Raw genomic sequence first — 26,456 nt, forward strand, 5'->3', positions numbered from 1 at the left:
AGGGCGGCGCAGAACACGCCACCCTTAATATCAGGTTTTTACCAGCTGTAACCGACGCCTAGGTTGGCAGCGGTTTTCGAGGCGGTATTGCGGCTGAGGCCAGCAGTTACAGAGGTCGACTCTGTAATGGCGGCACGGAAACCAACGGCTACGGCGCTTTCACTGCTGTAGCTACCAAGACCGGCACCTACACTGAAGCGTTTGCCGTGGGCCGGCGCTGGGATTGCAGCAAGGGCAGCGACGGACGCGACACCCGCGTTCGCAACCTCTTCGACTCGGTCTATACGGTTTTCCATGTAGTCGAAGCGCGCATTTGTTTGGTTAGCCAATTCGTTGTATTGGCTGTCGTAGCCGTTCTGTACGGCACGCAACTGGTCATAATTCACTGCGTCTGTTCCATCAGTACCGGCTGCAACATTTGTAATCTTTTCTCCAGCAGCATTCAGCGAGCCAGTGATGGCTCCACCATTAATAGTCGTAGCATTGACGGAGTCAGCCTGAAGCGTACTCGTAGTAATGACCCCACTATTGACGATCGTTACGCTATTCACGGCAGTACCGTTCACAGCCGATGCGCTCACCGAGCCAGTATTTATAGCGCCCGAGTTATTTATATTCGTACTGTTAACAGAACCAACCGGAGAACCGACCGTGCCAACGTCACCTTGGACAGTCAAATTGCCTGCGATATTGCTGTCAGTACCATCGGACTTAATAACAGAAGTGCCTTCCACACCAGACACTGAGATGCCTTCACCTGGGCGAATCACCACGTTATTACCAACAGAGTCAAATATCAAAATTGAACTTGATTCGATGAAGGTAGTATTACCACTGGCGTCACTGACCTCAATCGCATTGCCACCGACAGCAGCTTCGTCACCGACTATTACCTCAGCCATCGCCTGATTCCCAGCCAACACCGCCAGCAGCGCGCACGCCAGCAGTGATTTGCGGCGATACGCAACAGGTTGGGTGCATTCCGAATTGCCTTTACAAACTTGCCTTTGCATGAACTGGTCCCTTGACTACAGAAAAAGATGATGGCTTCGGTCGCCAATATGGCATCGTAATGCCAGCATTTCAATATCTAACAGACATCATTACGACGCCATGAATATGTCATTGCGCCATCAAACTGCCAGGCAGAGCTTTATGCAGCGATTTTCTCTACCAAAACAAACTGTTAACGCGGCCAGCGCCTGCGCGACCGCCAAGCCGTCGACCAAGGAAAAAAAGGTAAGCTGGTTCCCCTCACGCCGTAGTCTGGCGGCCGTCTTACTCGCAGCGGTCGCGGGCCTGGGCTGCAGCTCCGCTTTCGCGACGAGCACTGAGTGCCAATCGCTCTTACGTAAGCGGGATCTCGCCAAGGCTCAGTCAGTCTGTAGCGCTGCGTTGAGTAGCCAGCAGAAGGCGGCCAAGGGCGGCCAAAGGACGGAGTTGGAAGCATTGGCACGCGCGCATGACAATCTGGGCAGCTTGTACATGCTGCGGCGGCAGTACGCAGAGGCCGAGGCGCAGTACAGAGCAAGCCTGACGGTGCGTGAAAAGGCATTTGGGCGCGATCATCATCTGCAAGCCATTTCGCTGCTTCAGCTTGCTGATGCGTTGAAACTTCAGAACAAGCTTGCTGAAGCGGAGCCGCTGCTGCTGCGGGCGCTGAAGCTAAGGCAAAAAAGCCTGGGGGCCCATGCCGAAGCTACGGCGCAGGTCCACCACGCTTTGGGTATGCTCTATACGCAGATAGACGCTGCGAAAGCTGAAAGCTCGTTCCGCGAGGAGATCACCATACTTGAGCGGCTCTATCCGGCGGGCTCAGCAGCAACGGCCATCGCTTACAACAATCTGGGCATTCTGCGTCAGCGCAACGGCCAACCCGATCAGGCAGCAAGTTACTACCGAAGCGCCATATCGATGCTTGAGCGCACCGCACCTAACGACCAGGTAAGATTGACCGGTCCGCTGCTCAATTTGGCCACCGTTCTCACCGAGAAGCAGCAATACGCGGCTGCAAAGACCCAACTACTCCGGCTGCTGGAAATCAGGCAACAGCTGCAAGGGCCGCAGTCAGCCAGCGCTGCCGATATACATAACCGTCTTGGCGTGCTCTACAGCCGAACCGGCGATCTAGAGTTTGCAGAGAGCGAGCTACGCAAGGCGCTGACCATGCGTGAAAATGCGCTTGGGACAAACCATCTGCTCGTCGCGGAGAGCTGCACCAACCTAGGCATTTTTCTAATGCAAAGAGGCCGCTTGAACGAAGCGCTGGCCTTGCTGCGCCACTCGGCGGCTGTCACACACAGCCTTACGGGTCCACAAAGCGCTCAGACAGCCACTGCCTGGCAAAATCTCGAGCAACTGTATGGCCGCATCATTCAAGCCTCAGCGGTTAACCCTTAAGCTGAATAGGCTATGCCGCAACAGGCCAGAACCTTGAATGCGGCCTCCAGATGACCACCAGTCTGTATCACAGAATGAAGCTGCATTCCTATAAACATAAGAACACTAGCTATTGCCCAACACGCAACGCTTTCACCGCCCGACAACTGCCCATTTATACTTTGGCAGTGCGGGGCGCCTACCGCGTAAGCGATTGCCCGGCCGTCGATGCAGCAGTGAAGGCAGGGACGGAAAAACTAAACCCCAGAAACGCAAAAGCCCCCGAAAATTTAGAGGTTTCGGGGGCTTAGGCTATATGTAGTGGCGGAGAGATAGGGATTTGAACCCTAGGAACTGTTGCCAGTTCAACGGATTTCGAATCCGTCCCGTTCGGCCACTCCGGCATCTCTCCAGCGGCGCGCATCATAGCAGTTCAGTGTGTTTTGTCTAACCCCAACTGCGCAGATTTTTTAGCGATGCCGTAGCAGGACAGCGATGCTGAGCGCATCAAACTCCCCGCTGGTCGCCAGCCAATCAGCTGGTCAAGCGCGTCAGTGCTTCACGGTATTTATCGGCAGTCTTCTGTGCAACATCAGCCGGCACTGGCGGGGCTGGCGGCTCCTTGTTCCAGCCGGTGGACTCGAGCCAGTCGCGGACAAATTGCTTGTCGAAGCTTGGCGGGTTGCTGCCTTCAGCGTAACTGTCTGCGGGCCAGAAGCGGCTGGAGTCAGGCGTAAGCACTTCATCCATCAGCGTCAGCACCCCATTTTCATCGAGGCCGAACTCGAACTTGGTATCAGCGATGATGATGCCTCGCGTCGCAGCGTATGCCACAGCTGCGCTGTACAGCGCGATCGAGGTGTCGCGCACCTTCGCCGCCAGCTCTTTACCGATGATGGCTTCGCACTGCTCGAAGGAGATGTTCTCGTCGTGATCACCCACGGCCGCTTTGGTAGACGGCGTGAAGATCGGTTGCGGCAGCTTGGCCGCTTCTTTCAGGCCAGCTGGCAGCTGGATCCCGCACACGGTTCCACTCCGCTGATACTCCTTCCAGCCTGAGCCAACGATATAGCCACGCACGATGGCCTCCACTGCAACCGGCTTCAGTCGCTTGGCCACCACCGCCCGCCCCTCAACCAGGGGCAGCTCCTCGGCTGGCACAACGTCCTCTACCTTGTCACCAGTGAAATGGTTAGGGACGAGCTGCGCGAGCTTGTCGAACCAGAAATTGGAAATTGCGGTAAGAATCTTGCCCTTCTCGGGGATCGGCTCGGCAAGGATCACGTCAAACGCGGAGAGCCGGTCGGTAGCGACCATAAGCATGCGCTTGTCGTCGATTTCGTACAGATCACGCACCTTGCCAGAATAGATTTTTTTCAGGCTCAGGGAGCTGGGAGCGGTCATGGCTTTTCTCGCGGTTGCCGAACCTGTGCTGGCTTGCGCAACAGCGCAGACACAACGACTGGATCAATCATCAAACGAAACAGGCGAAACCGAGAGGTTTCGCCTGAATGGATTGGGGCGGACTGTCTCGTAGAATCAGTCCAGGCTGTCCTTGAGCATGCTCAGCACGCGTCGGGACACATCAGCCGGAGCAACGGTATCGAGGTCCTTGTCGAGGGTGACCTGAACCTTGCCGCCCACATCAGTTACGCGTACCTGATAGCGCTCGGCGCGGGCCTCGATCTCTTCGCGGTCAGGCGCTCCGCCGAAGAGCCCGGAGAAGAAACCAGGTTTCTCATCCGGGTTCGCCGCACCTTCCGACAGGTTGATGTAGTAGACGCCGAGGCTTCGATCAAGGTCCTCGACGAGAATATCGCTCGCCGCCAGCGCGCGACCGATACTCGACCAACCACGGTTGAAGTCCGTATCGAGCTGCAGCACCGGCTCGCCGCTACCGGCCTCACTCAGCGTCACACGGCTTGGCGCGTCATACTCGCGCTCAGCCAGCAGCGAGGCTGAGCCACCTTCGACAGTGCTGCTGTTCAGCCCTGCCTGCAGCTCATCGAGCAGTACTCGATCGCGCTCAGCATTCACCGGCGCGTCCGGCCAGGCAACATCGGCACTGCTGCCGGCGGGACGTTGAACGCTGACCAAGAAGATTTCACTGGTATCACGCTGAACACCTGGCTCGACGCGAACCCGGACGCGGGTCTCGCCTTCACCCAGTCCAAGATTGCGAACCAGCGCCGGCACGAGCTGATCACGGGTCTGCCAGGCTGTGACAAACTCACCAGTCTGCGGTCGCTCTTCGGCAATCTGGAAGCCATTGTCGGTAAAGAACTGACGGGCTGACGCCCATACCTGCGAAGGCGCTCGCATTGCAACAAGCCAACGCGCATCTTCGGAAGTCTGCAGGCTGTACTCGCTCACCTCTTCGGCGGCGACCAGACGTTGCGGACGGGGCACCTCGTACTCGCCTGTCGCGCGGCTGTCGGCTACCTGCTGGGGGATCGGCAGCAGCGGCTCGATCGGGCGCAGCTCGACATCGCCAGGCACCTGCATTGGCGGCACCTGTTGTGCCTGCAGGTAGTCGCTGCCACGGTCGCGGAAATATCCGTCTTCACCCCATAACCAGCCACAACCGCTGGTTCCAGAGATAATCAAGGCTAAGGTCGAGAGGCCGGCCAATCGCTTCATGCATGTTCCTTCATTAATAAACCAGTACACCTGAATTATCAGGCCAGCACACCTGACTGACGCATCGCAGCGCGAAGCGGCTCGTGGCAACGCTGGCTCAGCCAGGTAAGCGGCAGGCGAATGCCCTCCGGTATCAGGCCCATCTCATGCAGTGCCCACTTCACCGGAATCGGATTGGCCTCGAGGAACAGCGTCTGGTGCAGCGGCATCAACAGCGCATTAATGGCGCGCGCCTTTTCTGCATCGCCAGCAATGGCAGCGGCACACAGCTCGCTCATCGCACGCGGAGCAACGTTCGCGGTAACGGAGATGTTGCCCTTGCCGCCCATCAACATCAGCTCAACGGCAGTAGCGTCGTCGCCGGAGTAGACAAGGAAGTCATTAGCCACACGATCAAGCACCTCCTGACCGCGTTTGAGGTCACCGGTTGCTTCCTTGACGCCTACGATGTTTGGCACTTTCGCCAAGCGCTCGATGGTTTCAGGGAGCATGTCACAGGCGGTACGTCCTGGGACGTTGTAGAGGATCTGCGGAATCGCTACAGCTTCGGCAATGTGACGGAAGTGAAGATACATCCCTTCCTGCGTCGGCTTGTTGTAATACGGCGTCACCAGAAGGCAGGCGTCGGCGCCGGCCTGCTTGGCATTTTCAGTCAGTTCGACCGCCTCGCGGGTGGAGTTGGCCCCTGTGCCTGCGATTACCGGAATGCGGCCGTTGACCTGATCAACAACGCGACGGATGACTTCAATGTGCTCGGATACTTCGAGCGTAGACGCCTCACCAGTGGTACCGACTGCAACGATTGCATTGGTGCCTTCCTGAAGATGGAAGTCGACAAGCTTGCTCAGGCTATCCCAATCGAGGCCACCTTGCGCGTCCATGGGAGTGACCAACGCCACCATACTGCCCGCAATCATGCAACCCACTCCTGCCGGAAAAAGAGAGGCGTAATGGTACAAGGCTCCCGAGCGCTTTGCGAGCACGCTGGAGGCATCACCCGCCGGAACGACTGAGCGTCGAAGTGGCAGGCGATTGTCGCCCCCAGTTCACGCATTCCCACTGACGACGCTTTTCGCTACCCTTAGCTGTTTTCGGCTTGGCTGGCCGACCGATTCATCACCGCCAGGAATCTGCATGTCCACCCCCCCACCAGTACCCCGAGAACAATTTCTCGTCATCAGCGCCATGGGCCGTAGCCCGATGGCGCTCACCAACGTGCTTTGCCGAGCCAGCAACGAGAATCGCTGCGCCGTGGTAAGCACGCGCCTGACCCGACACGGCGAATGCTGTGCCTTGGTCCTGGAAATCACCGGAACCTGGGACGCGCTTGCTCGAATGGAGACAGCGCTACCCGGCTTGGCCAAAAAGCACGAGTTCACCACTAATGTAGTGCGCAGCGAAGCGCTGGAAACCCGACCGCAAGCACTGCCTTATGTGGCGTATGTCAGCTCGGCCTATAGACCCGACATCCTCAACGAGTTGTGCCAGTTTTTTATTGATCACCGTGTCGAGCTCGAAGCCCTCACATGCGACACCTATGAGGCACCGCAAACGGGCGGCACCATGCTCAACGCGACAATGACCGTGACGCTGCCGGCTGGCACGCAGATCAGCTGGCTGCGGGACCAATTTCTCGATTTCGCCGATGCCTTGAACCTGGATGCATTGATAGAGCCCTGGCGCCCTCAGAACCCTTGAGTAGGAAAACCACTATGTCTGTTGCCATTGACCAACCCGTGCCAACCTTCCAGGCACAGGCCACCAGCGATACACAGGTCAGCCTCGAGGCGTTGAAGGGCAAACAGGTGGTCCTGTATTTCTACCCGAAGGACAACACTCCGGGTTGCACCACTCAAGGCCAGGGCTTTCGCGACCAGCACGATGCCTTCGTCGCCGCCAACACGGTCGTGTTCGGCGTATCGCGAGACAGTCTCAAAACCCACGAAAACTTCAAGGCCAAACAGGGCTTTCCCTTCGAGCTGATCTGCGACAAAGACGAGCAGCTTTGTCAGCTATTCGACGTGATAAAACTGAAAAAGCTTTACGGCAAGGAGTATCTGGGCATAGACCGGAGCACCTTCCTCATCGACGCTGACAGCGTGCTGCGGCAGGAATGGCGCGGGGTGAAGGTGCCAGGGCATGTCGAAGCTGTGCTGCAGGCCGCACAGGCATTGCAGCAGCGCCAAAAAACTGCGTAGCAGGCAGCAACGCTACAACACGCGAGCCCGCCTTCACTTGCCAGCTTATTGCCGCCGGCGCGGACGGCCCAGCAGCTACCCGACGTGATCCACCACGGGCACCGTAGCCGACCGACGCGGCCACGCGTACAGCACTGCCTTGAACAGGGTTGCTAGCGGGATCGCGAAAAACACGCCCCAGAAGCCCCACAGGCCGCCGAACAGCAACACAGCGCAAATGATCGCTACAGGGTGTAGGTTCACCGCCTCGGAAAACAACAGCGGTACCAGAACGTTGCCATCCAGTGCCTGGATGATGGCGTAGGCCACCATCAAATAGATGAACTGGTCGCCCAGCCCCCACTGGAACAAGCCGATCAAGGCGATGGGAATGGTCACGACCGTCGCACCGATATAAGGCACGACGACCGAGATCCCGACGAGCATCGCCAGTAACGCCGCGTAATTAAGTTCCAGAGCGGCAAAAACCGCATACGACACCACCCCGCAAATCAGGATCTCGATCGCCTTGCCGCGGATGTAGTTGGCAATCTGTACGTTCATTTCCTGCGCCACCTGGGTGATCAACCCACGCTCGTGTGGCAGGTAACCACTGAGCCAGTCGTTGATCTGCTGGCGATCCTTGAGAAAAAAGAACACCAGAATGGGCACCAGGATCAGGTAGATCATCAGGCTCAATAGCAGAGGCAGGCTCGACAACGAAGAGGTGAGCATGATCTGGCCGTAGCGACCGACCTCGCCTCGAATGAAATCGATACCGCGCAATACCTGCACTTCGGTGAGCAATTGAGGGTAGCGCTCAGGCAGAAGAAGCAGCAGCGATTGCCACTCGACCAGCATCCGCGGCAACTCGTTGAACAGCGTCAACACCTGCTGCCACATCAACGGCGCCAGGAATAGAATGCAGACGGTCAGCAGGCCGATGAACATAAGAAAAACCAGCCATACCGCTACCAGATGCGGCAGCTTGATTCGCTCCAGCGCGCCGACCAGTCCTTGCATCAGGTACGCCAGCACCAGCCCAGCGATCACCGGGGCCAGCATGTGACCGAGGGTCAGCACTGTCGCAAAGGCGACCACCAGCAACACCCCAAGGACCACCGCTTCCTCGTCCGAGAAATAGCGATGAATCCAGCCCCGCAACACGTTTAGCATATACCTTCCTTAGCGACCGTCAGGCCTTGCGCAGCCAGTAGCGATAGAGCCCTTCTTGCGCCTCTTCGTGAAGCAGCGTGTGACCAGCCAACTTGGCGAAACTACGAAAATCGCGTTGCGACCCAGGGTCTGTTGCCGTGACTTTCAATACTTGCCCGCTGGACAACCGATTGAGCTCCAGTTTCGCCTTGAGCAACGGCATCGGGCAGTCCAGCCCGACCGCATCCAGCTCGGCATCGCAGGCCATGCCAGGGGCACCCTGTTGAGTCATGTTCATCTCCTCGAAAGGGCTGCAGGATACCGAGCTGCGCCCGGCTCTGGCCAGCGACCCGAGCACAAGGCTACAGTAGCGCTCCCGCCTTGAAGAGCCAGTCTGGATGAAATTGCTGCGCCCCACCCTGCTCACACTCGCCTGCCTGATCGGCCAGCCGGTGATAGCAAATGACCTACCCTCGCTCGGTGACTCCAGCTCCGGCATTGTCTCGCCAGAGCAGGAGCACCAGCTGGGCAGAGCCTGGCTCAGCCTGTTACGCGGGCAGGTTCCACAGCTTTCCGATCCACTGCTCAAGGATTATCTGGAACGCAGCGTCTACCGCCTGGCCGAGACCAGTCAGCTACAGGACCGTCGCCTGGAATTCGTGCTACTCGACAGCCCGCAACTAAACGCCTTTGCCGCACCGGGTGGGATCATAGGCGTCAATGGCGGACTGTTCCTCCACGCCCAGACTGAAGCCGAATACGCCTCGGTACTCGCGCACGAACTGGCCCACCTGTCCCAACGCCACTTCGCTCGCGGATTGGAAGCGCAGAAACGTATGCAGCTGCCGCTAATGGCCGCCATGCTTGCTGGTGTCGTTGCTGCTGCAGCTGGCGCGGGCGATGCTGGCATCGCCGCCATCATCTCGACCCAAGCGGCAGCAATTCAGTCTCAGCGTCGTTTCTCCAGACAGAACGAGCAGGAAGCCGACCGGATAGGCATCATCAACCTCGAAAGAGCTGGTTACGACCCCCGCGCCATGCCTGAGATGTTTGGTCGTCTGATGCGCCAGTATCGTTACGACCAGAAGCCGCCTGAGTTCCTGCTTACTCACCCGGTCACCGAATCACGTATTGCCGACACCAAAAACCGGGCTGAGCAATACCCCGACACCGGAGTTGAAGACAGCCTGCGCTATCAGCTTCTGCGCGCGCGCGTGGAGCTGAAGTTCGAAAGCACACCAGGAGTCAGCGCCAAGCGCTTCCGGGCGATGCTGGCCGACGACCCGACCCTCGACGCGGCGCGCTATGGCTTGGCGCTGGCGCAAATGAAAAGTGGCCAGCTGCAGGAAGCCGCGACGAATCTCGAGCCACTGCTGGCAAAGGAGCCAGACGACGCCACTTACAACCTGGCTCAGATCGAGCTGGACATCACCGCTAACCGACTCGCCGCTGCGCGTGCGCGCATGCAGACCTTGCTTGGCCTTTACCCGGGAAATTACCCGGTACGACAGGCGAACATCGATCTGCTGATCAAGGAAACCAAACTGCAGGATGCTGAGCAACAACTCAACGCACTTGTGGACGCCCGGCCGCAGGACCCGGATATCTGGTATCAGGTTGCAGAAATCCGCGGGCTCACCGGCAACATAATCGGCCTGCATCAAGCTCGCGCGGAATACTTTGCGCTCGTCGGAGACTACGATCAGGCGATTGAACAGTTGGACTTCGCCAAACGTCGTTCGGACAACTTCCAGAGCGCGGCACGAATCGATGCCCGGCAAAAGCAGCTGATCGAAGAAAAGCGAATGGTGGAGGACATGTTGCGCTGAGTCGTGCAGCGGCTGAACGCTGCGGCACGACTCAGACCGACAGCCGGCCCCGCGAGCTGCGTCAGGCGTTGCCAGCCTGCCGGATGCGCGCAGCCTGAGTGAATTCCAGCATGCGTTTGAGCGGCTTGATCGCTCGCGGAATCAATGCCGGATCAACCGTTATCTCGTCACGGCCAGTGCGCAGGCAATCCAGCGTGCGCTCAAGGGTATTCATTGCCATCCACGGGCAATGAGCGCAACTCCGGCAGGTCGCCCCACTGCCAGCCGTCGGCGCCTCAATGAATTGCTTGTCAGGGCAAAGCTGCTGCATCTTGTAAAAGATCCCCCGGTCCGTAGCGACGATGAACATCGGATTGGACAGGGTCTGAGCAGCCTTAATCAGCTGACTCGTCGAGCCTACAGCGTCAGCAAGAGCAATCACCGATTCGGGCGACTCGGGATGAACCAGTACAGCCGCATCGGGGTACAGCGCTTTCATGTCCTCCAGCTGCTTCGACTTGAACTCCTCGTGGACAATGCAGGCACCGTCCCATAACAGCATGTCGGCGCCAGTTTCACGCTGCACATAGTTTCCGAGGTGCTTGTCGGGGGCCCAAATGATCTTTTCACCGTTATCCATCAGGCTCTCGACGATTTCAAGGGCGCAACTGGAGGTGACGACCCAATCGGCACGCGCCTTCACCGCGGCCGACGTGTTGGCGTAAACAACTACGGTACGCTCTGGATGCTGGTCGCAAAATGCCGAGAACTCCTCGACCGGGCAACCCAGATCCAAAGAACAGGTGGCCTCCAGCGTCGGCATCAGGACGCGCTTCTCGGGATTCAGAATTTTTGCAGTTTCGCCCATGAACTTGACGCCGGCAACAACCACGGTCTGCGCGCTATGTTCATTGCCGAATCTTGCCATCTCCAGCGAATCCGAAACGCAGCCGCCGGTTTCTTCGGCTAACGCCTGGATCACCGGGTCGGTGTAATAGTGGGCAACCAGCACCGCATTCTGCCGCTTCAACTCGGCGGCGATATCGCTGCGCAACTGCGCCTCCTGCTCGGACGTCAGCGGCTTGGGCTGCTTGGCCGCCAGATGAGCCTGCACAAGAATACGTTCGGGTATTTGCGTCATGTTCGCTGGTTCCTGCAAGCACGGCGGTGTACGAGCCGCCGATTATAGCCATCGAGGCCGAGAATACGGACGTAGCGAAAGGAAAGGTGAAGCGAGGAAAGACCGAGCATTTCACCCCTGCCGTTACCAAGGGGGCGGAATACTAGCCGAAGCTTTCAGAAAAGTGAAAGCGGATGGGGAAACAACAAAATACTGGCCTGAACTGAAAAGCCCGCCGACTTACATCGGCGGGCTCTGCATCACTTACCCTTGAGCATGTGTCCGCGCTCTTCGAGATTGGTGTGCCAATCCATTGCCTCGTGCAGCAGGTGTGGCGTCTGCCCACCCTTCTTACAAGCCGCGTCGAAGTAGGCGTTCAACGCATCACGGTAGGACGGGTGCACGCAATTATCGATGATCGCTCGAGCACGTTCACGCGGCGCCAGGCCACGAAGGTCAGCCAGCCCCTGCTCGGTCACCAGGATGCTGACGTCGTGCTCGGTGTGGTCGACATGAGCGACCATCGGGACGACGCTGGAGATGTTGCCACCCTTGGCGATCGACTTGGTGACGAAAATGGCCATATGCGCGTTACGAGCAAAGTCACCCGAACCGCCGATACCATTCATCATCTTGGTGCCGCCAACGTGGGTCGAGTTGACGTTGCCGTAGATATCGAATTCGAGTGCGGTGTTGATGCCAATGATGCCGATACGGCGCACCAGCTCTGGATGGTTGGAAATTTCCTGCGGACGCAGTACCAGCTTGTCCTTGTACTTTTCCAGGTTGCCGAACACGCGGTTGTTGCAGCGCTCGGACAAGGTAATGGAGCAGCCGGAAGCAAAAACCATCTTGCCCGCATCGATCAGATCGAAGGTGGAGTCCTGCAGCACCTCGGAGTACATCACCAGATTTTCAAATGGCGAATCGATCAGACCGCACATCACCGCGTTGGCAATGTTGCCGATACCAGCCTGCAGCGGGCCGAGACTGTTGCTCAGACGACCTGCATCGACTTCCTTCTTGAAGAAGTGGATCAGATGGTTGGCGATAGCCTGAGTCTCGTCGTCCGGCGGCGTGACAGTGGAATAGGAGTCAGGCTGGTCCGTAACGACGATAGCAGCGATCTTGGCTGGATCGATCGGGATGGCGCCTGTGCCGATGCGATCATCGACTTTCAGCAGTGGAATCGGCTGGCGATTCGGCCGCTCACCCGGGATGTAGATGTCGTGCAGACCTTCCAGATTGGGGTTGTGCGCCATGTTCAGCTCAATGATCACCTTGTCGGCAAACAGAGCCAGGTTGGCGGAGTTACCCACCGACGTGGTCGGCACGATGTGACCATCTTCTGTGATCGCAACAGCCTCGATGATGGCGAGATCAGGTTTCTTGATCTGATGGTTACGCATCTGTTCGACGGTATGCGACAGGTGCTGGTCGATGAACATGACCTCGCCCGCGTTTATCGCCTTGCGCAGCGCTGCGTCTGCCTGGAACGGCATACGGCGGGCCAGCAGGCCAGCCTCAGCCATCAGCCCGTCGAGATCGTTGCCAAGGCTGGCGCCTGTGATCAGGCTGATTTTCAGTGGGTTTTCCTTGGCGCGCTTGATCAGCGCCATGGGAACGGCCTTAGCCTCACCGGCACGGGTAAAACCGCTCATGCCGACAGTCATGCCGTCGAGAACATGGGTAGCGGCCTCGTCGGCGCTCATGACCTTGCTATGCAGGGAGGACAAGCGGATGCGATCAGAATACATTTGAGCCTCGAACCACTGTGAAATCGGAAGGTCGCAGTCTAGTACGTTTAAAGACGGCCGGGTCACATACCAAGGTCGTAGAGGAATTGGCCTTAATAACCGTGTCGCACGCTCGTTCTTATAAATTTATAAACTGCGGATATAAAAAAGCCGGATGACCTTTCGGCCTCCGGCTTTTTGGTTCCCTAAGGGAATTTGGTGGGTCGTGTGGGATTCGAACCTACGACCAATTGGTTAAAAGCCAACTGCTCTACCAACTGAGCTAACGACCCGATGCGGAGCGCATGATACTGATTTGATTGAGTAAATCAAGTTTTTTTTGAATCACTTGTAGCGCGTAGGGTCAGCGACACCAGCTTCGTCGAAGCCGGCTACACGCAATCGGCAGCTGTCGCACTTGCCGCATGCGCGCCCATCTTCGTCAGCCTGATAGCAGGAAACGGTCATGCTGTAGTCGACGCCTAAACGCTCACCAGCTTGGATAATCTCGCCTTTGCTCAGGTCCTGCAGCGGGGCATGAATGGAAAACCCGCGCCCTTCTACGCCCGCCTTGGTGGCCAGATTTGCGAGCCGCTCAAAGGCCTCGACAAACTCCGGACGACAATCCGGATAGCCTGAATAGTCGACTGCATTCACACCAATGAAAATATCTTGGGCACCCAGCACTTCGGCCCAACCCAAGGCCAGCGAAAGAAACAGGGTGTTGCGTGCCGGTACGTAGGTGACTGGTATTCCTTCTCCTAGCTCTTCAGGCACAGCGATACGGCTATCGGTCAAAGCCGATCCGCCGATCCCGTTGAGATTCATACCAATAACCTTGTGCTCAACTACGCCCAAATGTTGCGCCACCCGCTCCGCAGCCTGCAGCTCTGCGCGATGACGCTGGCCATAATCGAAACTCATGCTGTAGCAGACATAACCATCAGCCTTAGCCATCGCCACCACGGTCGCTGAATCGAGCCCGCCGGATAGAAGCACCACCGCTTTTTTGCCAGTCATCATTAATACCTGTCGAATACCGCTGCGAGCCGCAGGGACGCACCGGCGGTCAGTGCCCTGGGGCATCGTTCCAGAGAATTTTGTGCAGCTGCAGCTGCAGACGCACCGGAAGGTTATCGCGGACGATCCAGTCGGCCAGCGCGCGCGCATCCACCTGCCCGTGACTAGGCGAAAACAGCACCTCATCCACCCGCGCATCCAGCCTGTACTCAATCAGCTTTGATACTGCCCAGTCGTAATCTTCGCGAGAACAGATCACAAACTTGATCTGGTCATTCGACGTCAGATGACCAATGTTCTCGTAGTGATTACGCGCCACCTCTGCCGAACCTGGGGTTTTCAAGTCCACTACCCGACTCACCCGCACATCAGTCATCGATATGTCCAGCGCACCACTGGTCTCCAGCGATACTTCATAACCGCCATCGCATAGACGTTCCAGCAGCGGGATGCAGTTCGGCTGAGCCAGCGGCTCACCACCGGTAACGCACACATAACGCGGTCGATACTCGGCGATGCGGGACACAATTGAGTCGAGCGACATGACTTCACCGCCATTGAAGGCGTAAGCGGTATCGCAGTACTGACAGCGCAGGGGGCAGCCGGTTAAGCGGACGAATACAGTGGGCAAGCCACTGGTACGCGTCTCCCCCTGCAGCGAGTAGAAAATTTCGGAGATTCTTAAAGTTGGATGCATATCGGCCACGGGCGTGACAGCTAAACAGGCCATCCGCCTCCGTTGCGGGAAGGGGGCGCGATTCTAACGAAAAAACCCGCCGAATAGGCGGGTTTGAAGCGGAGCAAAGTTTAGCTCTATCGATTCAACTGACGCTGAGCCAATTGCGCAGCCGAGCTATTCGGGTATTCGGCAATGACCTGACGAAGAATTCCATTAGCCTTATCACGGTTACCCAAACGCAATTCAACATCAGCGAGTTTGTACAGCGAATCAGGAACTTTGTTGTGCTGAGGGTACGCCTGACTAACCTTAGCGAACGCCTGTCCAGCACCCTGCAAATCTCCCTTGGCGAGATTCACTTCTCCCAACCAATACTGGGCGTTACCCGCATAAGGACTGCTCGGATACTTGCGGAGAAAAGCAGCAAAGGCCTGACTGGCCTTATCGAAGTCTTTTGCCTTGATAAGGTCAAATGCGGCGTCGTAATAGAGCTTTTCCTTTTCAGGATCGGCCGATTGACTGCCCGCCGTTTGCGGCGCAGAGCCACCGTTTGGGGCCTGTACCGGACCACTGGCATCGATGACACCAGCAGCTGAAGAATTCTGACTGGCCGATCCGCCCGTGGAGGCGTTCGACAAGCGACGATCTAGATCTTGGTAGCGTTCCAGCCCTTCTTGTTTCAGGCGCTGAATTTCATTCTGTTGCACTTCCAACATCCCGCGCAATTGCGCGATCTCTTCCTGCATTTGCTGCAACTGCACGAAGAGCATGCCCTGCGCCGAAGACGGAGCTGACGCCCCGCCTCCGACATAGGCACCGCCAGTATCCGACCCAGCTGAATAACCCGACCCGACCGCACCACCTTGGGCTTGCGAGTCATAGTCAACAACCGGAACCTGAGCTGCCACAGAGAGTGGCAGACCAAGTACAAAAAGCGTCAGAGCATAACGGTGCTTGAGCATGGCTTATTACTTACGCAGTTCAACGCGACGGTTCTGAGCCCAGGACTGCTCGTCGTTGCCCATGGCAACTGGTCGCTCTTCACCGTAGGAAACCAGCTCCAGCTGTGCAGGCGATACGCCCTGCAGAACCAGGTAACGCTGAACAGCTTTGGAACGACGCTCACCCAGAGCCATGTTGTACTCGCGAGTACCACGCTCGTCAGTGTGGCCTTCCAGAACAACGCGGTTGCCAGCGGACTTCAGATCCTTGGCATGAACGTCCAGAGCGCGCATGGCCTCCGGCTTCAGGTCCGAGCTGTCGTATTCGAAGTAGAAAGTAGTGATAGCGCGCAGAGCAGCTTCTTCGCTCATGCTGCCGTCAACGGCACCGCTATCAGCACCGTAACCAGCGTTCGGATCAATGGCAGTGGAGCCTTCGCCAGAGTCGTCGCCGCCCTTGGACGAACAACCAACAGCTACGGCCATAGCCAGAGCCAGCGCAGCGAACTTACCGAATTTCAGCATTTCCATGTGTAACAACCCCAGGTGTGTTTTGGTTAGTAAAGCGTTGATACCGCATCAGTTCAGGTAAGGGGACCACGATGGCTCACGGACTTCGCCTTGAGCAGTAGGAAGCGGGAGCCTAACTCGACCATTGATTGATACGAGCATCAAGACTCCCCGGCCCTGCTGGCGGGTCGCGTAGATTAGCATGGTGCCATTAGGCGCAACAGTGGGCGACTCATCTAAACTTGTCTCGGAAAGAATGCGCAGATTCCCACGCTGCAAGTCTTGCGCCGCCACCTTGAAGTTCGTGTAGCCCTCCTGACGGTGAATCATGACCAGCGTCTTTTCATCTGCAGACAGCTTCGGGTTGGCGTTGTAGTTGCCAACAAAGGTAACGCGCTCGGCGTTATTGGTTCCCAGACGCTGCTTGTAGATCTGCGGTTTGCCGGCACGGTCTGAGGTGAAATAGATGGTCTGGCCATCAGCGCCCCAGAAAGGCTCAGTGTCGATTGCATAATGATCGGTAAGCCGCTGGAGTTGACGCGAGCCGAGGTCCATCACATAGATCTCGGGATTGCCGTCCTTCGACAACACGAATGCAAGGCGATTGCCATCCGGCGAAAACGCTGGCGCCCCGTTTAGCCCTTCAAAATTAGTGATCTGTTCGCGACGGCCGGTATCGACATGCTGGATGAAAATCCGCGGGCGTTTTTGCTCGAACGAGACGTAGGCGATGCGGCGTCCATCAGGCGAGTAGCGTGGAGAGAGAATCGGCTCGCGGGACTGAAGCAAGGTTACTGCACGAGCACCGTCATAATCGGAACGCTGCAGGGTATAGCGCGTATTCGCACCGCCAAGACGCTCAACGGTGACATACAGAAGGCGAGTCGAGAACGCGCCTTTTATACCTGTGAGCTTTTCAAAAGCCTGATCGGACGCGTAATGCGCCATGTCTCGCAGTTGGTCCTGAGCACCACCGACGGTGCCGGTCAAAACTTGCTGCTCGGTAGTTACGTTGAACACTTCATAGCGAATCTGCAGCTTGCCGGCGCCTGGCGTGATGTTTCCGACCATGACGTATTGCGCGCCGAGAGCCTTCCAGTCACGAAAAATGATCTCTGAGCCGCGGGTGGGCAGACTGATCATGTTCTGCTTGGGAATAGGTTGAAAGATTCCAGTATTGCGCATGTCATTGCCGATTATCTCGGCCATGTCTTCAGGCAGCACGGTACCGCCCTGCCAGCCAAACGGAACCACCGCGATAGGAATGGCGCGATCGGCACCGCTGGTAACGACGATGTTTTTCTCCTGAGCGACGGCACTGCCCAATACGAACAGGAGAAGAACGATGAAACCTCGAAGGTAATTGATCACAACGCTAGATCCTCAGGCGTAAATGTCATCGTGAACGAGCGATACGGCTGAAAGTCCTGAGCAGAGAGCCCCTGCATTTCGGTCAGCCGACCAATATTCTTTACTGCCGCTACCGCGGAACTGTCGAACGGAGCATCACCACTTGAACGTGAAACTGTCGCAGCGGTAATGGTGCCGTCCGGCAGCATGTTGACTCGTAGCGTAACCGACATGTTGTTTCGAGCCGACGGTGGCCGGGTCCAGTTTTCAGCGGCACGCATGCGAATCAGATCGTCGAAATTCCCGGAGGTCTGATCGCCCTGGGTATCAGCCAGCGCCTGCTGTCGCTCCGTATCATCGGAAAGCAGCTCGGCCAATGCCTGTGCCTTCTTGTCTTCAGCAGCTTTGCGGGCGGCCTCGGTTGCAGCTTTCTTTTTTGCCTCCTCGGCGGCTTTCTTCTTTGCTGCCTCAGCGGCCGCTTTTTTCTTCGCATCTTCTGCAGCTTTCTTTTTCGCCGCTTCGGCTGCTGCCTTCTTCTTTGCTTCCTCAGCGGCTTTCTTCTTCTGTGCTTCTTCGGCCGCTTTTTTCTTGGCGATCTCCGCCTGCTTCTGTTGCTCGGCTTTCTTTGCCTCGTCAGCTTTCTTGGCTTCGGAGGCTTTCTTTGCCGCATCAGCCTTCGCTGCCTCGGCCTTTCGAGCCTCGTCAGCCTTTTTTTGTTCCGCAGCTTTTGCGGCCGCCTGCTTTTGTTGCTCTACCTTGCGCTGCTCCAACTGCTCGGCTTCATATTGCTTTGCTGCGGTCTTCTGCGCTTCGCCGGCGATTTTCTGATTCGTCTGTACCTTCGCCTGACTCTGGGACTTGAGCTGATACAGGGTGGCCTGGACGATAGGCTTGGACGGCGGTAGTTCTGGCGTCATGGCAAAGCTGACGAACAGCGTCGCAAAAATGATTACATGCAGGCCCACCGCCAGAATGGTGGGCCAATAGAGGCTCTCAGAGCGCGAACGATCCGGCTGCTGCATCAAGGCGCCTCGGTAATCAGGCCGACGTTACCTACGCCCGCCTCCTGCAACCCACCCATAGCCGCCATTACCGAACCATAATCCACGGCTTTATCGCCTCGCACGAAGACCTGGATCTGCTTACCCTGACTACGGTTCTGGTTCATGATCGCGGTGACCGCCTTGGTCATTTCGTCGAGTGTCAGCGCCTTATCCTGGACGGTATCCGTATCAACCTCACTACCGATATTCCAGTAGTAAGTCTTGTCGGCCTTGATCGAGATTGTCAGGACCTGCGCATCATTATCCTGCGGCAGCACCTCGCTGCTCACTTTCGGCAAGTCGACTTTCACGCCTTGGTTGAGCATCGGAGCGGTCACCATGAAGATCACCAGCAGGACCAGCATCACGTCGATGTACGGCACTACGTTCATCTCGGCGACGGGTTTGCGTCTGTTGCGAATTCTTGCCATGGCCTACGGCCTCAATCTTCGGAGGTGTGAACTTTGCGATGGAGGATCGCCTGGAACTCGTCGGCAAAGGTGTAGTAACGACCGATGAGCATCTCGCCACGCGCCGCGAAACGGTTGTAAGCAATGACCGCTGGAATTGCCGCAAAAAGACCGATTGCTGTGGCAATCAGCGCTTCAGCAATACCTGGCGCAACCGTGGCCAGCGTGGCTTGCTGAACCTGAGCCAGTCCGCGGAAAGAGTTCATGATGCCCCACACAGTACCAAACAGGCCGATATAGGGACTGGTGGAACCCACAGTTGCCAGGAACGGCAGGCCCTGCTCTAGCTTTTCTTCTTCGCGAGAGATGGCCACTCGCATTGCACGGTTTACGCCGTCCATCACCGCGTCTGGGTCGACGCCCTGCTGTTGACGCAGGCGGGAAAACTCCTTGAAACCAGCACGAAAGATCTGCTCGACACCCGAGTCCGGGTCCGGATTGCTTCCAGCCTGCCGATAAAGTTTGGACAGGTCGATGCCCGACCAGAAACGCTCCTCGAAAGCATCCAGAGAACGCTTGGCGGCGCGGATCATATTGCCGCGCTGAAATATCAAGATCCATGAGGTCACCGAGGCGCCTACAAGAATCAGCATCACCAGCTGAACCACAAAGCTGGCGTTGCTGATCAGGCTCCACATGGACATATGATCGACGTTGGATTCCACGCTTACTCTCCTGCTGGGGGTAGACCCGACCTGACGAAAGCGGCACGCAGCAGCTCTGGGATAGGACGGGGTTTCAAACTCTCGGTGCGCACACACGCCACCACGAACTGCCCCTCGCAGAGCAGTACATCATCATCAGCTCGCCGCACCTGCTGTTTGAAACGCAGGCTTGCACGCTTCACTTCGACCACTTCGGCTGTCACCAGCAATTCGTCGTCCAGACGCGCCGGCGCGTGATAACGCGCCTCACTGGAATGCACGACAAAAAGCAGGTCTTCACCGACCAGCTGCGACTGGGCAAAACCCAGGCTGCGCAACCGTTCGGTACGGGCCCGCTCCATGAACTTGAGGTAATTGACGTAATAAACGATGCCGCCCGCATCGGTATCTTCGTAGTAAACGCGACAACGATGGGAGAACAATTGAGCTTGTGATTCCGCGCGCATACTAGTGCCAGGCCCTGCAATTGCCAATTGGGTAAAACAAAGAAATTTTCGTCACTCTGTGTCGCCACTGAAAAGATCGGGAGTCGGTGTATCTCCCAGACGTTTCGGCAGGTTCAATCCAAAGTGCAAATAGGCGTGCCGCGTGACGACGCGCCCCCTCGGGGTACGCATGATGTAACCCTGCTGGATCAGATAGGGTTCAAGCACATCCTCGATGGTATGACGCTCTTCGCTGATGGCAGCCGCCAGGCTGTCGATACCAACCGGACCGCCATCGAACTTCTCGATCAGCGTCAGCAGCAACCGGCGATCCTGATGATCCAGGCCGCGCTCGTCGACATCGAGCATGTTCAGCGCGAGGTCTGCCGTATTACGGCTGATCTCGCCATTGCCGCGCACTTCGGCGAAGTCGCGCACCCGACGGAGCAGGCGATTGGCAATACGCGGGGTACCGCGGGCGCGCCGGGCGATTTCGACAGCCCCTTCCGCCTCGATGGGGAGACCGAGAATTCCGGCTGACCGAGTGACAATTGTTGCTAGGTCAGCCGTCGAGTAGAACTCGAGACGCTGGACGATGCCGAAACGGTCGCGCAGCGGATTGGTGAGCATGCCTGCCCGCGTCGTCGCGCCAACCAGGGTGAACGGCGGCAGGTCGAGCTTGATCGAACGTGCGGCGGGCCCTTCACCAATCATGATATCGAGCTGAAAATCCTCCATTGCGGGATAAAGCACTTCTTCCACGATTGGCGACAGCCGATGGATCTCGTCGACGAACAGCACATCACCTTCTTCCAGGTTCGTCAGCAGCGCCGCCAGATCGCCCGGCCGCTCGAGCACAGGCCCCGAGGTGCTTTTGATCGAGACGCCCATTTCCTGCGCGATGATGTTGGCGAGCGTGGTCTTGCCCAGGCCCGGCGGACCAAAGATCAGCGTGTGATCCAACGATTCTTTGCGCCCACGCGCTGCACGGATGAAGAGGTCCATCTGCTCGCGTACTACCGGCTGACCGATGTATTCGGCCAGGCTCAGCGGCCGGATCGCACGATCGAACTGTTCTTCGCGTTCCCGGCCAGTGGCCGTGATGAGCCGATCAGCTTCGATCATGAGCACCCACCTTCCGCCAATTCCGCTTCAGGCAGATCTGTCACGAATAGCGATGCCTGGCGCAACGCGGACGCGGCAACAGAGGAAAGTAGAGACACACAAATCCGCCTCGTGACCAACGCCGTGGTGAACATTTGATATCGCACGTTAGACCATTCCCTTCAGTGCACGGCGGATCAGGTCTTCACTGCTCAAATCTTCTTCCTGTACGGCGGATACGGCTCGGCTCGCCTCTTGCGGTTTGAAGCCAAGGGAAATCAATGCGCTGACTGCGTCGCTCTCGGCGCTTGAGACTGCCACAGCACCTCGAGGTTCCACTACAAGCGTGGCGATGGACGGCATGGTCTCCCAGGCCTTGAAACGATCCTTCAGCTCGACCAGCAGGCGCTCGGCGGTCTTCTTGCCGACCCCAGGGATCTTGACCAGCACCGAAGTATCCTGCGCCTGAACACAGCGCACCAGCTCATCCACTTCAAGGCCAGACATCAACGCCAGGGCGAGCTTCGGCCCGACACCGTTGAGCCGAATCAGCTCCCTGAATAGCTCTCGGTCGCGCTTTTCAGCAAAGCCATACAGCAGATGCGCGTCTTCACGCACCACCAGATGGGTATGCAGCGTGACCTGCTCACCCACCGTCGGCAGGCGATAAAGAGTGGTCATTGGCACCTCAAGCTCATAACCGATGCCATTGACGTCAAGAATCAGATGAGGCGGCTGTTTCTCCGCCAGGGTCCCGCGCAAGCGTCCAATCACTGTGATACGTCCTCGTTCGATCGATTCGCAACCGATCCGGATTGTTCATAACCTGCCCTCGGGCATCAACGCCGGAGCGGTCGACTACAGGCGCAGGCGTCCGGCTCTTCGCTTAGCACCAGCAAGGCCATGCGGAATCAGACTTTGACGATGATGTGCATGGCACAAGGCAATTGCCAGAGCGTCAGAGGCATCAATTTGCGGTTTCTGGGTCAATTTCAGCAGGTGCATTACCATCATTTGGACCTGCTGCTTGTCCGCCCCGCCGGTTCCTGCAATCGCCTGTTTCACCTGCGTGGCGGTGTATTCGGAGATCTCGAGGCCCTGCTCGGCAGCGGCGACTATTGCAGCCCCCCTCGCCTGCCCCAGCTTTAAAGCCGAATCGGCGTTACGCGCCATGAACACCTGCTCGATGCCCATCGTCACCGGACCATGCAGACGAATGACTTCGCTGACACCGCAGAATACTGCCTGCAAGCGTGACGAAAGCTCACCACTGCCCGTGCGTATGCAGCCCGACGCCACATACTCGCAGGTGCGACCGTTATCCCGCACCACGCCGTAGCCGGTGATTCGTGAGCCCGGGTCTATCCCGAGAATTAGCGTCATGACACCGCCATACTGTCTATTTATCCAGCCGCCAGTATAAGGACGCCCCTTCTCGACGGCCAGAGACATAACGAGGCAGCAGACACTCCTCGAAAAAAAAAACCGGAAGCACCTTTGGTGACTTCCGGTTCTTTGTCTATCGCAACGGGTCAGTCCAGCTGCTCCATAACCTCATCCGGAATCTCGGCGTTATGGTAGACGTTCTGTACGTCATCCAGATCTTCCAGCGCATCAATCAGGCGAAGCACTTTCTGCGCAGTTTCCAGATCAGTGACCGGCGCAGCGATCGACGGGATCATGGCGATGTCCGCCTCGTCACCCTTGAACCCGGCCGCATCCAACGCTTCATTGACGGCGTGAAAATCTGTAAAGCTGGTAGACACCAGAGCCGAGCCGTCTTCGCCCATTTCCACATCGTCGGCGCCGGCTTCCAGCGCCGCCTCCATCAATGCGTCCTCTTCTACGCCCGTCGCAAAGCTGATCTGCCCCTTGCGATCAAACATGTAGGCCACCGACCCATCCGTACCGAGATTGCCGCCGTGCTTGCTGAAGGCATGACGCACTTCTGCGGCCGTACGGTTACGGTTGTCGGTCATAGCCTCGACAATGATGGCGACACCGCTAGGCGCGTAGCCTTCGTAGGTCAGCTCGACCACGTTATCGGCGTCGTTATTGCCCGCGCCGCGCGCAATGGCACGGTCAATCACGTCGCGCGACATATTTGCAACCAACGCTTTATCGACCGCCAAACGCAGGCGGGGATTGTCCGCTGGAATAGCCCCGCTCTTGGCGGCGACCGTCAGCTCGCGAATGAGCTTGGTAAAGATCTTGCCGCGCTTGGCGTCCTGACGCCCTTTGCGGTGCTTGATGTTGGCCCATTTGGAATGACCAGCCATTAACTGCCCCCCTTTCCGATCAACTTTTCATCTTGCTGAAACCAAGAGCCCAGGTTTCCCTGGGCTCTTGTGCCGTCATTCGGCTTTCGGCTGCTCACGCAGGCGAATATGCAATTCACGCAGCGCCTTGCCATCCACCGCACCTGGCGCCTGTGTCATGACGTCCGCGGCACTCTGGGTTTTCGGGAAGGCGATGACTTCACGAATCGATTGCGCGCCGGTCATCAGCATCACCAGACGGTCGAGGCCGAACGCCAACCCACCATGCGGCGGTGCACCGAACTTGAGCGCGTCGAGCAGGAAGCCAAACTTTTCGTCCTGCTCTGCTTCATCGATGCCCAGTATGCGGAATACCGTCTGCTGCATTTCTTTGCGGTGAATACGGATCGAACCGCCACCCAACTCAGTGCCATTGAGCACCATGTCATAAGCACGCGACAGCGCACCTGCAGGGTTGGCCTCGAGTTCTTTTGGCGTGCATTTCGGCGCTGTGAACGGGTGATGCAGCGCACTGAGCGAGCCGTCATCGTTCTCCTCGAACATCGGGAAGTCGACCACCCACATCGGCGCCCACTCGCAGGTCAGCAGCTTCAGGTCATGGCCAAGCTTGATGCGCAGCGCACCGAGCGCCTCGGATACGATCCTGGCCTTATCCGCACCAAAGAAGACGATGTCGCCGTCGACAGCACCAACCCGGTCGAGTATCACGTTGAGCTTGTCTTCCGGGATATTCTTCACGATCGGAGACTGCAGTCCCTCGACGCCTTTAACCCGCTCGTTGACCTTGATGTACGCCAGCCCCTTAGCACCGTAAATGCCGACGAACTTGGTGTAGTCGTCGATCTGTTTGCGCGGCATGCTCGCACCGCCCGGGACACGCAGCGCGGCGACGCGGCACTTGGGATCATTTGCCGGACCGCTGAACACCTTGAATTCAACGTGCTGCAGCTGATCGGCAACATCAACCAATTCCAGCGGAATACGCAGATCCGGCTTGTCAGAGCCATAGCGACGCATGGCTTCTTCGAACGGCATATGCGGAAACTCGCCGAACTCGACGCCCAGTACTTCCTTGAACAGCTTGCGCACCATGCCTTCGGTGATTCCGATGATGTCGGACTCTTCGAGGAAGCTGGTTTCAATGTCGATCTGGGTGAATTCCGGCTGGCGGTCTGCACGCAGGTCTTCATCGCGGAAGCACTTGGCGATTTGGTAGTAGCGGTCGAAACCCGCAACCATCAGCAGCTGCTTGAACAGCTGTGGTGACTGCGGCAACGCGAAGAAGTTACCGGCATGAGTCCGGCTAGGCACCAGATAATCACGCGCACCCTCAGGAGTCGGGCGCCCGAGAATGGGCGTTTCCACGTCGAGAAAGCCATTCTCGTCGAGGTAGCGGCGAATGCTGGCAGTGATTCTCGAGCGCAGCTTGAGCTTCTCGGCCATCTCCGGCCGGCGCAGATCAATGAAGCGATAACGCAGACGAGTTTCCTCACCCACATCGCTGTACTCATTGAGGGGGAACGGTGGGGTTTCCGCCTCGTTGAGGACTTCGAGCTCGTAACCCAGCACTTCGATAGCGCCAGAGGTCATGTTCGGATTAACCGCACCGGCCGGGCGCAAGCGCACCTTGCCGGTAATCTTGATTACGTACTCGCTGCGCACCTTGTCTGCGGCGGCGAAGGTTTCGGCTCGGTCGGGATCGAACACGACCTGAGCCAGGCCCTCACGGTCACGCACATCGAGGAAAATGACCCCGCCGTGATCGCGGCGACGGTGAACCCAGCCGCAAAGAGTGATTTCCTGGCCGTCCAGGCTTTCGTTCAACTGGCCGCAATAGTGGCTGCGCATCATGGTGAGGTTCGCTTCTCGCATCTTGAAAATTCGTTGGGTCGCTCGAATCGCGACTGTGCAGACGGCTGCCAACCGGCGCGCTGCCTGAGATGTCAATCGTCGGCAATGGAGGGATCAAGCACCAGCACCTCAGTACTTCCTCGCACGGCAAAACCAGCCGCCCGACACAAGCGCGGGATTATATCTGCATAATCATTTCAACGCAGCCGACTGCCGATAGGGTCAAGCAATCGAGCCCATAACCACCGGTATTGAACGGAAGCCGTCACCACCCTTCCAACCTCTAGATCGCCGCTGCCAGCACAGCGCCTCACCAAAGACTCTCGTTTTCTGGCATAAATGTCCGCGAATTCACCAAACAGGAGAGAACCATGGAAATCGACATCGGTATTGCCGAACAGGATCGCGCCGCTATTGCGGAGGGCTTGTCCCGCCTGCTGGCCGACACCTACACCCTGTACCTGAAGACTCACAACTTCCACTGGAACGTGACAGGGCCGATGTTCAACACCCTGCACACTATGTTCGAGACGCAGTACACCGAACTGGCACTGGCTGTGGATGACATTGCTGAGCGGATCCGCGCGCTGGGCTTTCCTGCTCCGGGCACTTACGCGGCCTATTCGAAGCTTTCATCAATCAAGGAGCAAGAGGGCATCCCTGCAGCTGAAGAGATGATCAAACTCCTGGTTGAAGGCCAGGAGGCCGTAGTCCGCACGGCACGCGGCATTTTCCCGCTACTGGAAAAGGTAAGCGACGAGCCTACTGCTGACCTACTGACTCAGCGCATGCAGATTCACGAAAAAACCGCTTGGATGCTGCGCAGCCTGCTGGCTGCCTGACCGCTAGCAAGCGTACCCGCGTGCAACTGGGATAGCCGCATGAGCGGTTATCCCGCCGAAACCCCTCCAAAGCAAACCGAACGCTGGAAAGCTCAACACGACCCATCTCACCCTCGCTCAATCGCCAACCTCAACCTTATCGAATTGAGCGACGCCACTCTTTACTGTTAAATTCGCGCGCGCCGTAGGCCGGGCACCATCAAATATGAGCGATCGCCGCACTTACGCTCAGCGTCTCCACTTGCCCGAAAGCCTGCCGTTT

The 26,456-nt window shown here is 57.6% G+C and carries 27 protein-coding genes and 2 tRNA genes; 5 read left to right on the forward strand and 24 right to left on the reverse strand.

Annotation, left to right across the window (positions count from 1 at the left end; translation table 11 throughout):
• Positions 1-38 precede the first annotated feature (38 nt).
• Positions 39-1,013, reverse strand: coding sequence for a YadA-like family protein (locus tag CXK96_RS01555; RefSeq protein WP_102834746.1), 975 nt, complete (start codon positions 1,011-1,013; stop codon positions 39-41).
• A gap of 100 nt (positions 1,014-1,113) precedes the next feature.
• On the opposite strand from CXK96_RS01555, the gene CXK96_RS01560 reads away from it, so the two are divergent.
• Positions 1,114-2,400, forward strand: coding sequence for a tetratricopeptide repeat protein (locus CXK96_RS01560; protein WP_102834747.1), 1,287 nt, complete (start codon positions 1,114-1,116; stop codon positions 2,398-2,400).
• A 301-nt stretch (positions 2,401-2,701) separates the two neighbouring features.
• On the opposite strand, the gene CXK96_RS01565 is transcribed toward CXK96_RS01560, so the two are convergent.
• From CXK96_RS01565 to dapA, 4 genes are all read right to left on the reverse strand, one after another.
• Positions 2,702-2,791, reverse strand: a tRNA-Ser gene (locus tag CXK96_RS01565).
• 122 nt (positions 2,792-2,913) lie between these two features.
• Positions 2,914-3,783 (reverse strand): phosphoribosylaminoimidazolesuccinocarboxamide synthase, encoded by an 870-nt coding sequence (locus tag CXK96_RS01570; protein ID WP_102834748.1) that lies wholly within the window; start codon positions 3,781-3,783, stop codon positions 2,914-2,916.
• A 135-nt stretch (positions 3,784-3,918) separates the two neighbouring features.
• Positions 3,919-5,019 (reverse strand): outer membrane protein assembly factor BamC, encoded by a 1,101-nt coding sequence (bamC, locus tag CXK96_RS01575; protein WP_102834749.1) that lies wholly within the window; start codon positions 5,017-5,019, stop codon positions 3,919-3,921.
• A gap of 38 nt (positions 5,020-5,057) precedes the next feature.
• Entirely contained in the window at positions 5,058-5,936 is an 879-nt protein-coding gene (dapA, locus tag CXK96_RS01580; RefSeq protein ID WP_102834750.1) for a 4-hydroxy-tetrahydrodipicolinate synthase, read from the reverse strand.
• Between the two features lie 217 nt (positions 5,937-6,153).
• Between dapA and CXK96_RS01585 the strand changes: the two genes are divergently transcribed.
• Together CXK96_RS01585 and CXK96_RS01590 are read left to right on the forward strand one after the other, a co-directional pair.
• Entirely contained in the window at positions 6,154-6,717 is a 564-nt protein-coding gene (locus tag CXK96_RS01585) for a glycine cleavage system protein R (protein WP_102834751.1), read from the forward strand.
• Positions 6,718-6,731: 14 nt separating this feature from the next.
• Positions 6,732-7,217 carry a peroxiredoxin gene (locus tag CXK96_RS01590; RefSeq protein ID WP_102834752.1) on the forward strand — a complete coding sequence of 162 codons (486 nt, stop codon included), beginning with the start codon at positions 6,732-6,734 and terminating at the stop codon, positions 7,215-7,217.
• 75 nt (positions 7,218-7,292) lie between these two features.
• Here CXK96_RS01590 and CXK96_RS01595 read toward each other — a convergent pair whose 3' ends face one another.
• Both CXK96_RS01595 and CXK96_RS01600 read right to left on the reverse strand, forming a co-directional pair.
• Complete coding sequence (locus CXK96_RS01595) at positions 7,293-8,372, reverse strand: AI-2E family transporter (protein WP_102834753.1); 1,080 nt, start codon at positions 8,370-8,372, stop codon at positions 7,293-7,295.
• A gap of 19 nt (positions 8,373-8,391) precedes the next feature.
• Positions 8,392-8,643: a sulfurtransferase TusA family protein gene (locus tag CXK96_RS01600; RefSeq protein WP_102834754.1), complete on the reverse strand. Its 252-nt coding sequence runs from the start codon at positions 8,641-8,643 to the stop codon at positions 8,392-8,394.
• 106 nt (positions 8,644-8,749) lie between these two features.
• Between CXK96_RS01600 and CXK96_RS01605 the strand changes: the two genes are divergently transcribed.
• Entirely contained in the window at positions 8,750-10,180 is a 1,431-nt protein-coding gene (locus CXK96_RS01605) for a M48 family metalloprotease (RefSeq protein WP_102834755.1), read from the forward strand.
• Positions 10,181-10,241: 61 nt separating this feature from the next.
• Here CXK96_RS01605 and nadA read toward each other — a convergent pair whose 3' ends face one another.
• From nadA to aspS, 17 genes are all read right to left on the reverse strand, one after another.
• On the reverse strand, positions 10,242-11,300 hold the full coding sequence (gene nadA, locus CXK96_RS01610) for a quinolinate synthase NadA (RefSeq protein WP_102834756.1): 1,059 nt from the start codon (positions 11,298-11,300) through the stop codon (positions 10,242-10,244).
• A 239-nt stretch (positions 11,301-11,539) separates the two neighbouring features.
• Positions 11,540-13,036 (reverse strand): acetyl-CoA hydrolase/transferase family protein, encoded by a 1,497-nt coding sequence (locus CXK96_RS01615; RefSeq protein WP_102834757.1) that lies wholly within the window; start codon positions 13,034-13,036, stop codon positions 11,540-11,542.
• Positions 13,037-13,232: 196 nt separating this feature from the next.
• Positions 13,233-13,308 (reverse strand) — tRNA-Lys (locus tag CXK96_RS01620).
• Positions 13,309-13,360: 52 nt separating this feature from the next.
• Positions 13,361-14,035: a 7-cyano-7-deazaguanine synthase QueC gene (gene queC / locus CXK96_RS01625; protein WP_102834758.1), complete on the reverse strand. Its 675-nt coding sequence runs from the start codon at positions 14,033-14,035 to the stop codon at positions 13,361-13,363.
• Positions 14,036-14,084: 49 nt separating this feature from the next.
• Positions 14,085-14,732 (reverse strand): 7-carboxy-7-deazaguanine synthase QueE, encoded by a 648-nt coding sequence (gene queE / locus CXK96_RS01630; protein WP_102835027.1) that lies wholly within the window; start codon positions 14,730-14,732, stop codon positions 14,085-14,087.
• 116 nt (positions 14,733-14,848) lie between these two features.
• Positions 14,849-15,676 (reverse strand): tol-pal system protein YbgF, encoded by an 828-nt coding sequence (gene ybgF, locus CXK96_RS01635; protein WP_102834759.1) that lies wholly within the window; start codon positions 15,674-15,676, stop codon positions 14,849-14,851.
• Between the two features lie 6 nt (positions 15,677-15,682).
• The gene (gene pal, locus CXK96_RS01640; protein ID WP_102834760.1) at positions 15,683-16,186 is read right to left on the reverse strand and encodes a peptidoglycan-associated lipoprotein Pal; all 504 of its coding nucleotides are present in this window, start codon (positions 16,184-16,186) and stop codon (positions 15,683-15,685) included.
• A gap of 48 nt (positions 16,187-16,234) precedes the next feature.
• Positions 16,235-17,536: a Tol-Pal system beta propeller repeat protein TolB gene (gene tolB / locus CXK96_RS01645; protein WP_102834761.1), complete on the reverse strand. Its 1,302-nt coding sequence runs from the start codon at positions 17,534-17,536 to the stop codon at positions 16,235-16,237.
• On the reverse strand, positions 17,533-18,537 hold the full coding sequence (gene tolA / locus CXK96_RS01650) for a cell envelope integrity protein TolA (RefSeq protein ID WP_102834762.1): 1,005 nt from the start codon (positions 18,535-18,537) through the stop codon (positions 17,533-17,535). Before tolA ends, tolB begins: the two co-directional genes overlap by 4 nt.
• Complete coding sequence (gene tolR / locus CXK96_RS01655; protein ID WP_102834763.1) at positions 18,537-18,989, reverse strand: protein TolR; 453 nt, start codon at positions 18,987-18,989, stop codon at positions 18,537-18,539. Before tolR ends, tolA begins: the two co-directional genes overlap by 1 nt.
• An 11-nt stretch (positions 18,990-19,000) precedes the next feature.
• Positions 19,001-19,693, reverse strand: a complete 693-nt coding sequence (tolQ, locus tag CXK96_RS01660; protein WP_073300710.1) for a protein TolQ — start codon at positions 19,691-19,693, stop codon at positions 19,001-19,003.
• Between the two features lie 2 nt (positions 19,694-19,695).
• Positions 19,696-20,139, reverse strand: coding sequence for a tol-pal system-associated acyl-CoA thioesterase (gene ybgC, locus CXK96_RS01665; RefSeq protein WP_019342533.1), 444 nt, complete (start codon positions 20,137-20,139; stop codon positions 19,696-19,698).
• A 51-nt stretch (positions 20,140-20,190) separates the two neighbouring features.
• Positions 20,191-21,243 (reverse strand): Holliday junction branch migration DNA helicase RuvB, encoded by a 1,053-nt coding sequence (ruvB, locus tag CXK96_RS01670; RefSeq protein WP_102834764.1) that lies wholly within the window; start codon positions 21,241-21,243, stop codon positions 20,191-20,193.
• Between the two features lie 147 nt (positions 21,244-21,390).
• Positions 21,391-21,996, reverse strand: a complete 606-nt coding sequence (gene ruvA / locus CXK96_RS01675; protein WP_102834765.1) for a Holliday junction branch migration protein RuvA — start codon at positions 21,994-21,996, stop codon at positions 21,391-21,393.
• An 84-nt stretch (positions 21,997-22,080) separates the two neighbouring features.
• Positions 22,081-22,605 (reverse strand): crossover junction endodeoxyribonuclease RuvC, encoded by a 525-nt coding sequence (gene ruvC / locus CXK96_RS01680; protein WP_102834766.1) that lies wholly within the window; start codon positions 22,603-22,605, stop codon positions 22,081-22,083.
• A 149-nt stretch (positions 22,606-22,754) separates the two neighbouring features.
• Positions 22,755-23,501 carry a YebC/PmpR family DNA-binding transcriptional regulator gene (locus CXK96_RS01685; RefSeq protein WP_102834767.1) on the reverse strand — a complete coding sequence of 249 codons (747 nt, stop codon included), beginning with the start codon at positions 23,499-23,501 and terminating at the stop codon, positions 22,755-22,757.
• Positions 23,502-23,576: 75 nt separating this feature from the next.
• Positions 23,577-25,352, reverse strand: a complete 1,776-nt coding sequence (gene aspS, locus CXK96_RS01690; protein WP_102835028.1) for an aspartate--tRNA ligase — start codon at positions 25,350-25,352, stop codon at positions 23,577-23,579.
• A gap of 371 nt (positions 25,353-25,723) precedes the next feature.
• On the opposite strand from aspS, the gene CXK96_RS01695 reads away from it, so the two are divergent.
• A complete protein-coding gene (locus CXK96_RS01695) occupies positions 25,724-26,194 on the forward strand; it encodes a Dps family protein (protein WP_045428739.1) in 471 nt (156 codons plus the stop codon).
• The last annotated feature ends 262 nt before the right edge of the window (positions 26,195-26,456 follow it).

Source organism: Stutzerimonas stutzeri (genome assembly GCF_002890895.1).
Lineage (GTDB): Bacteria > Pseudomonadota > Gammaproteobacteria > Pseudomonadales > Pseudomonadaceae > Stutzerimonas > Stutzerimonas stutzeri_AB.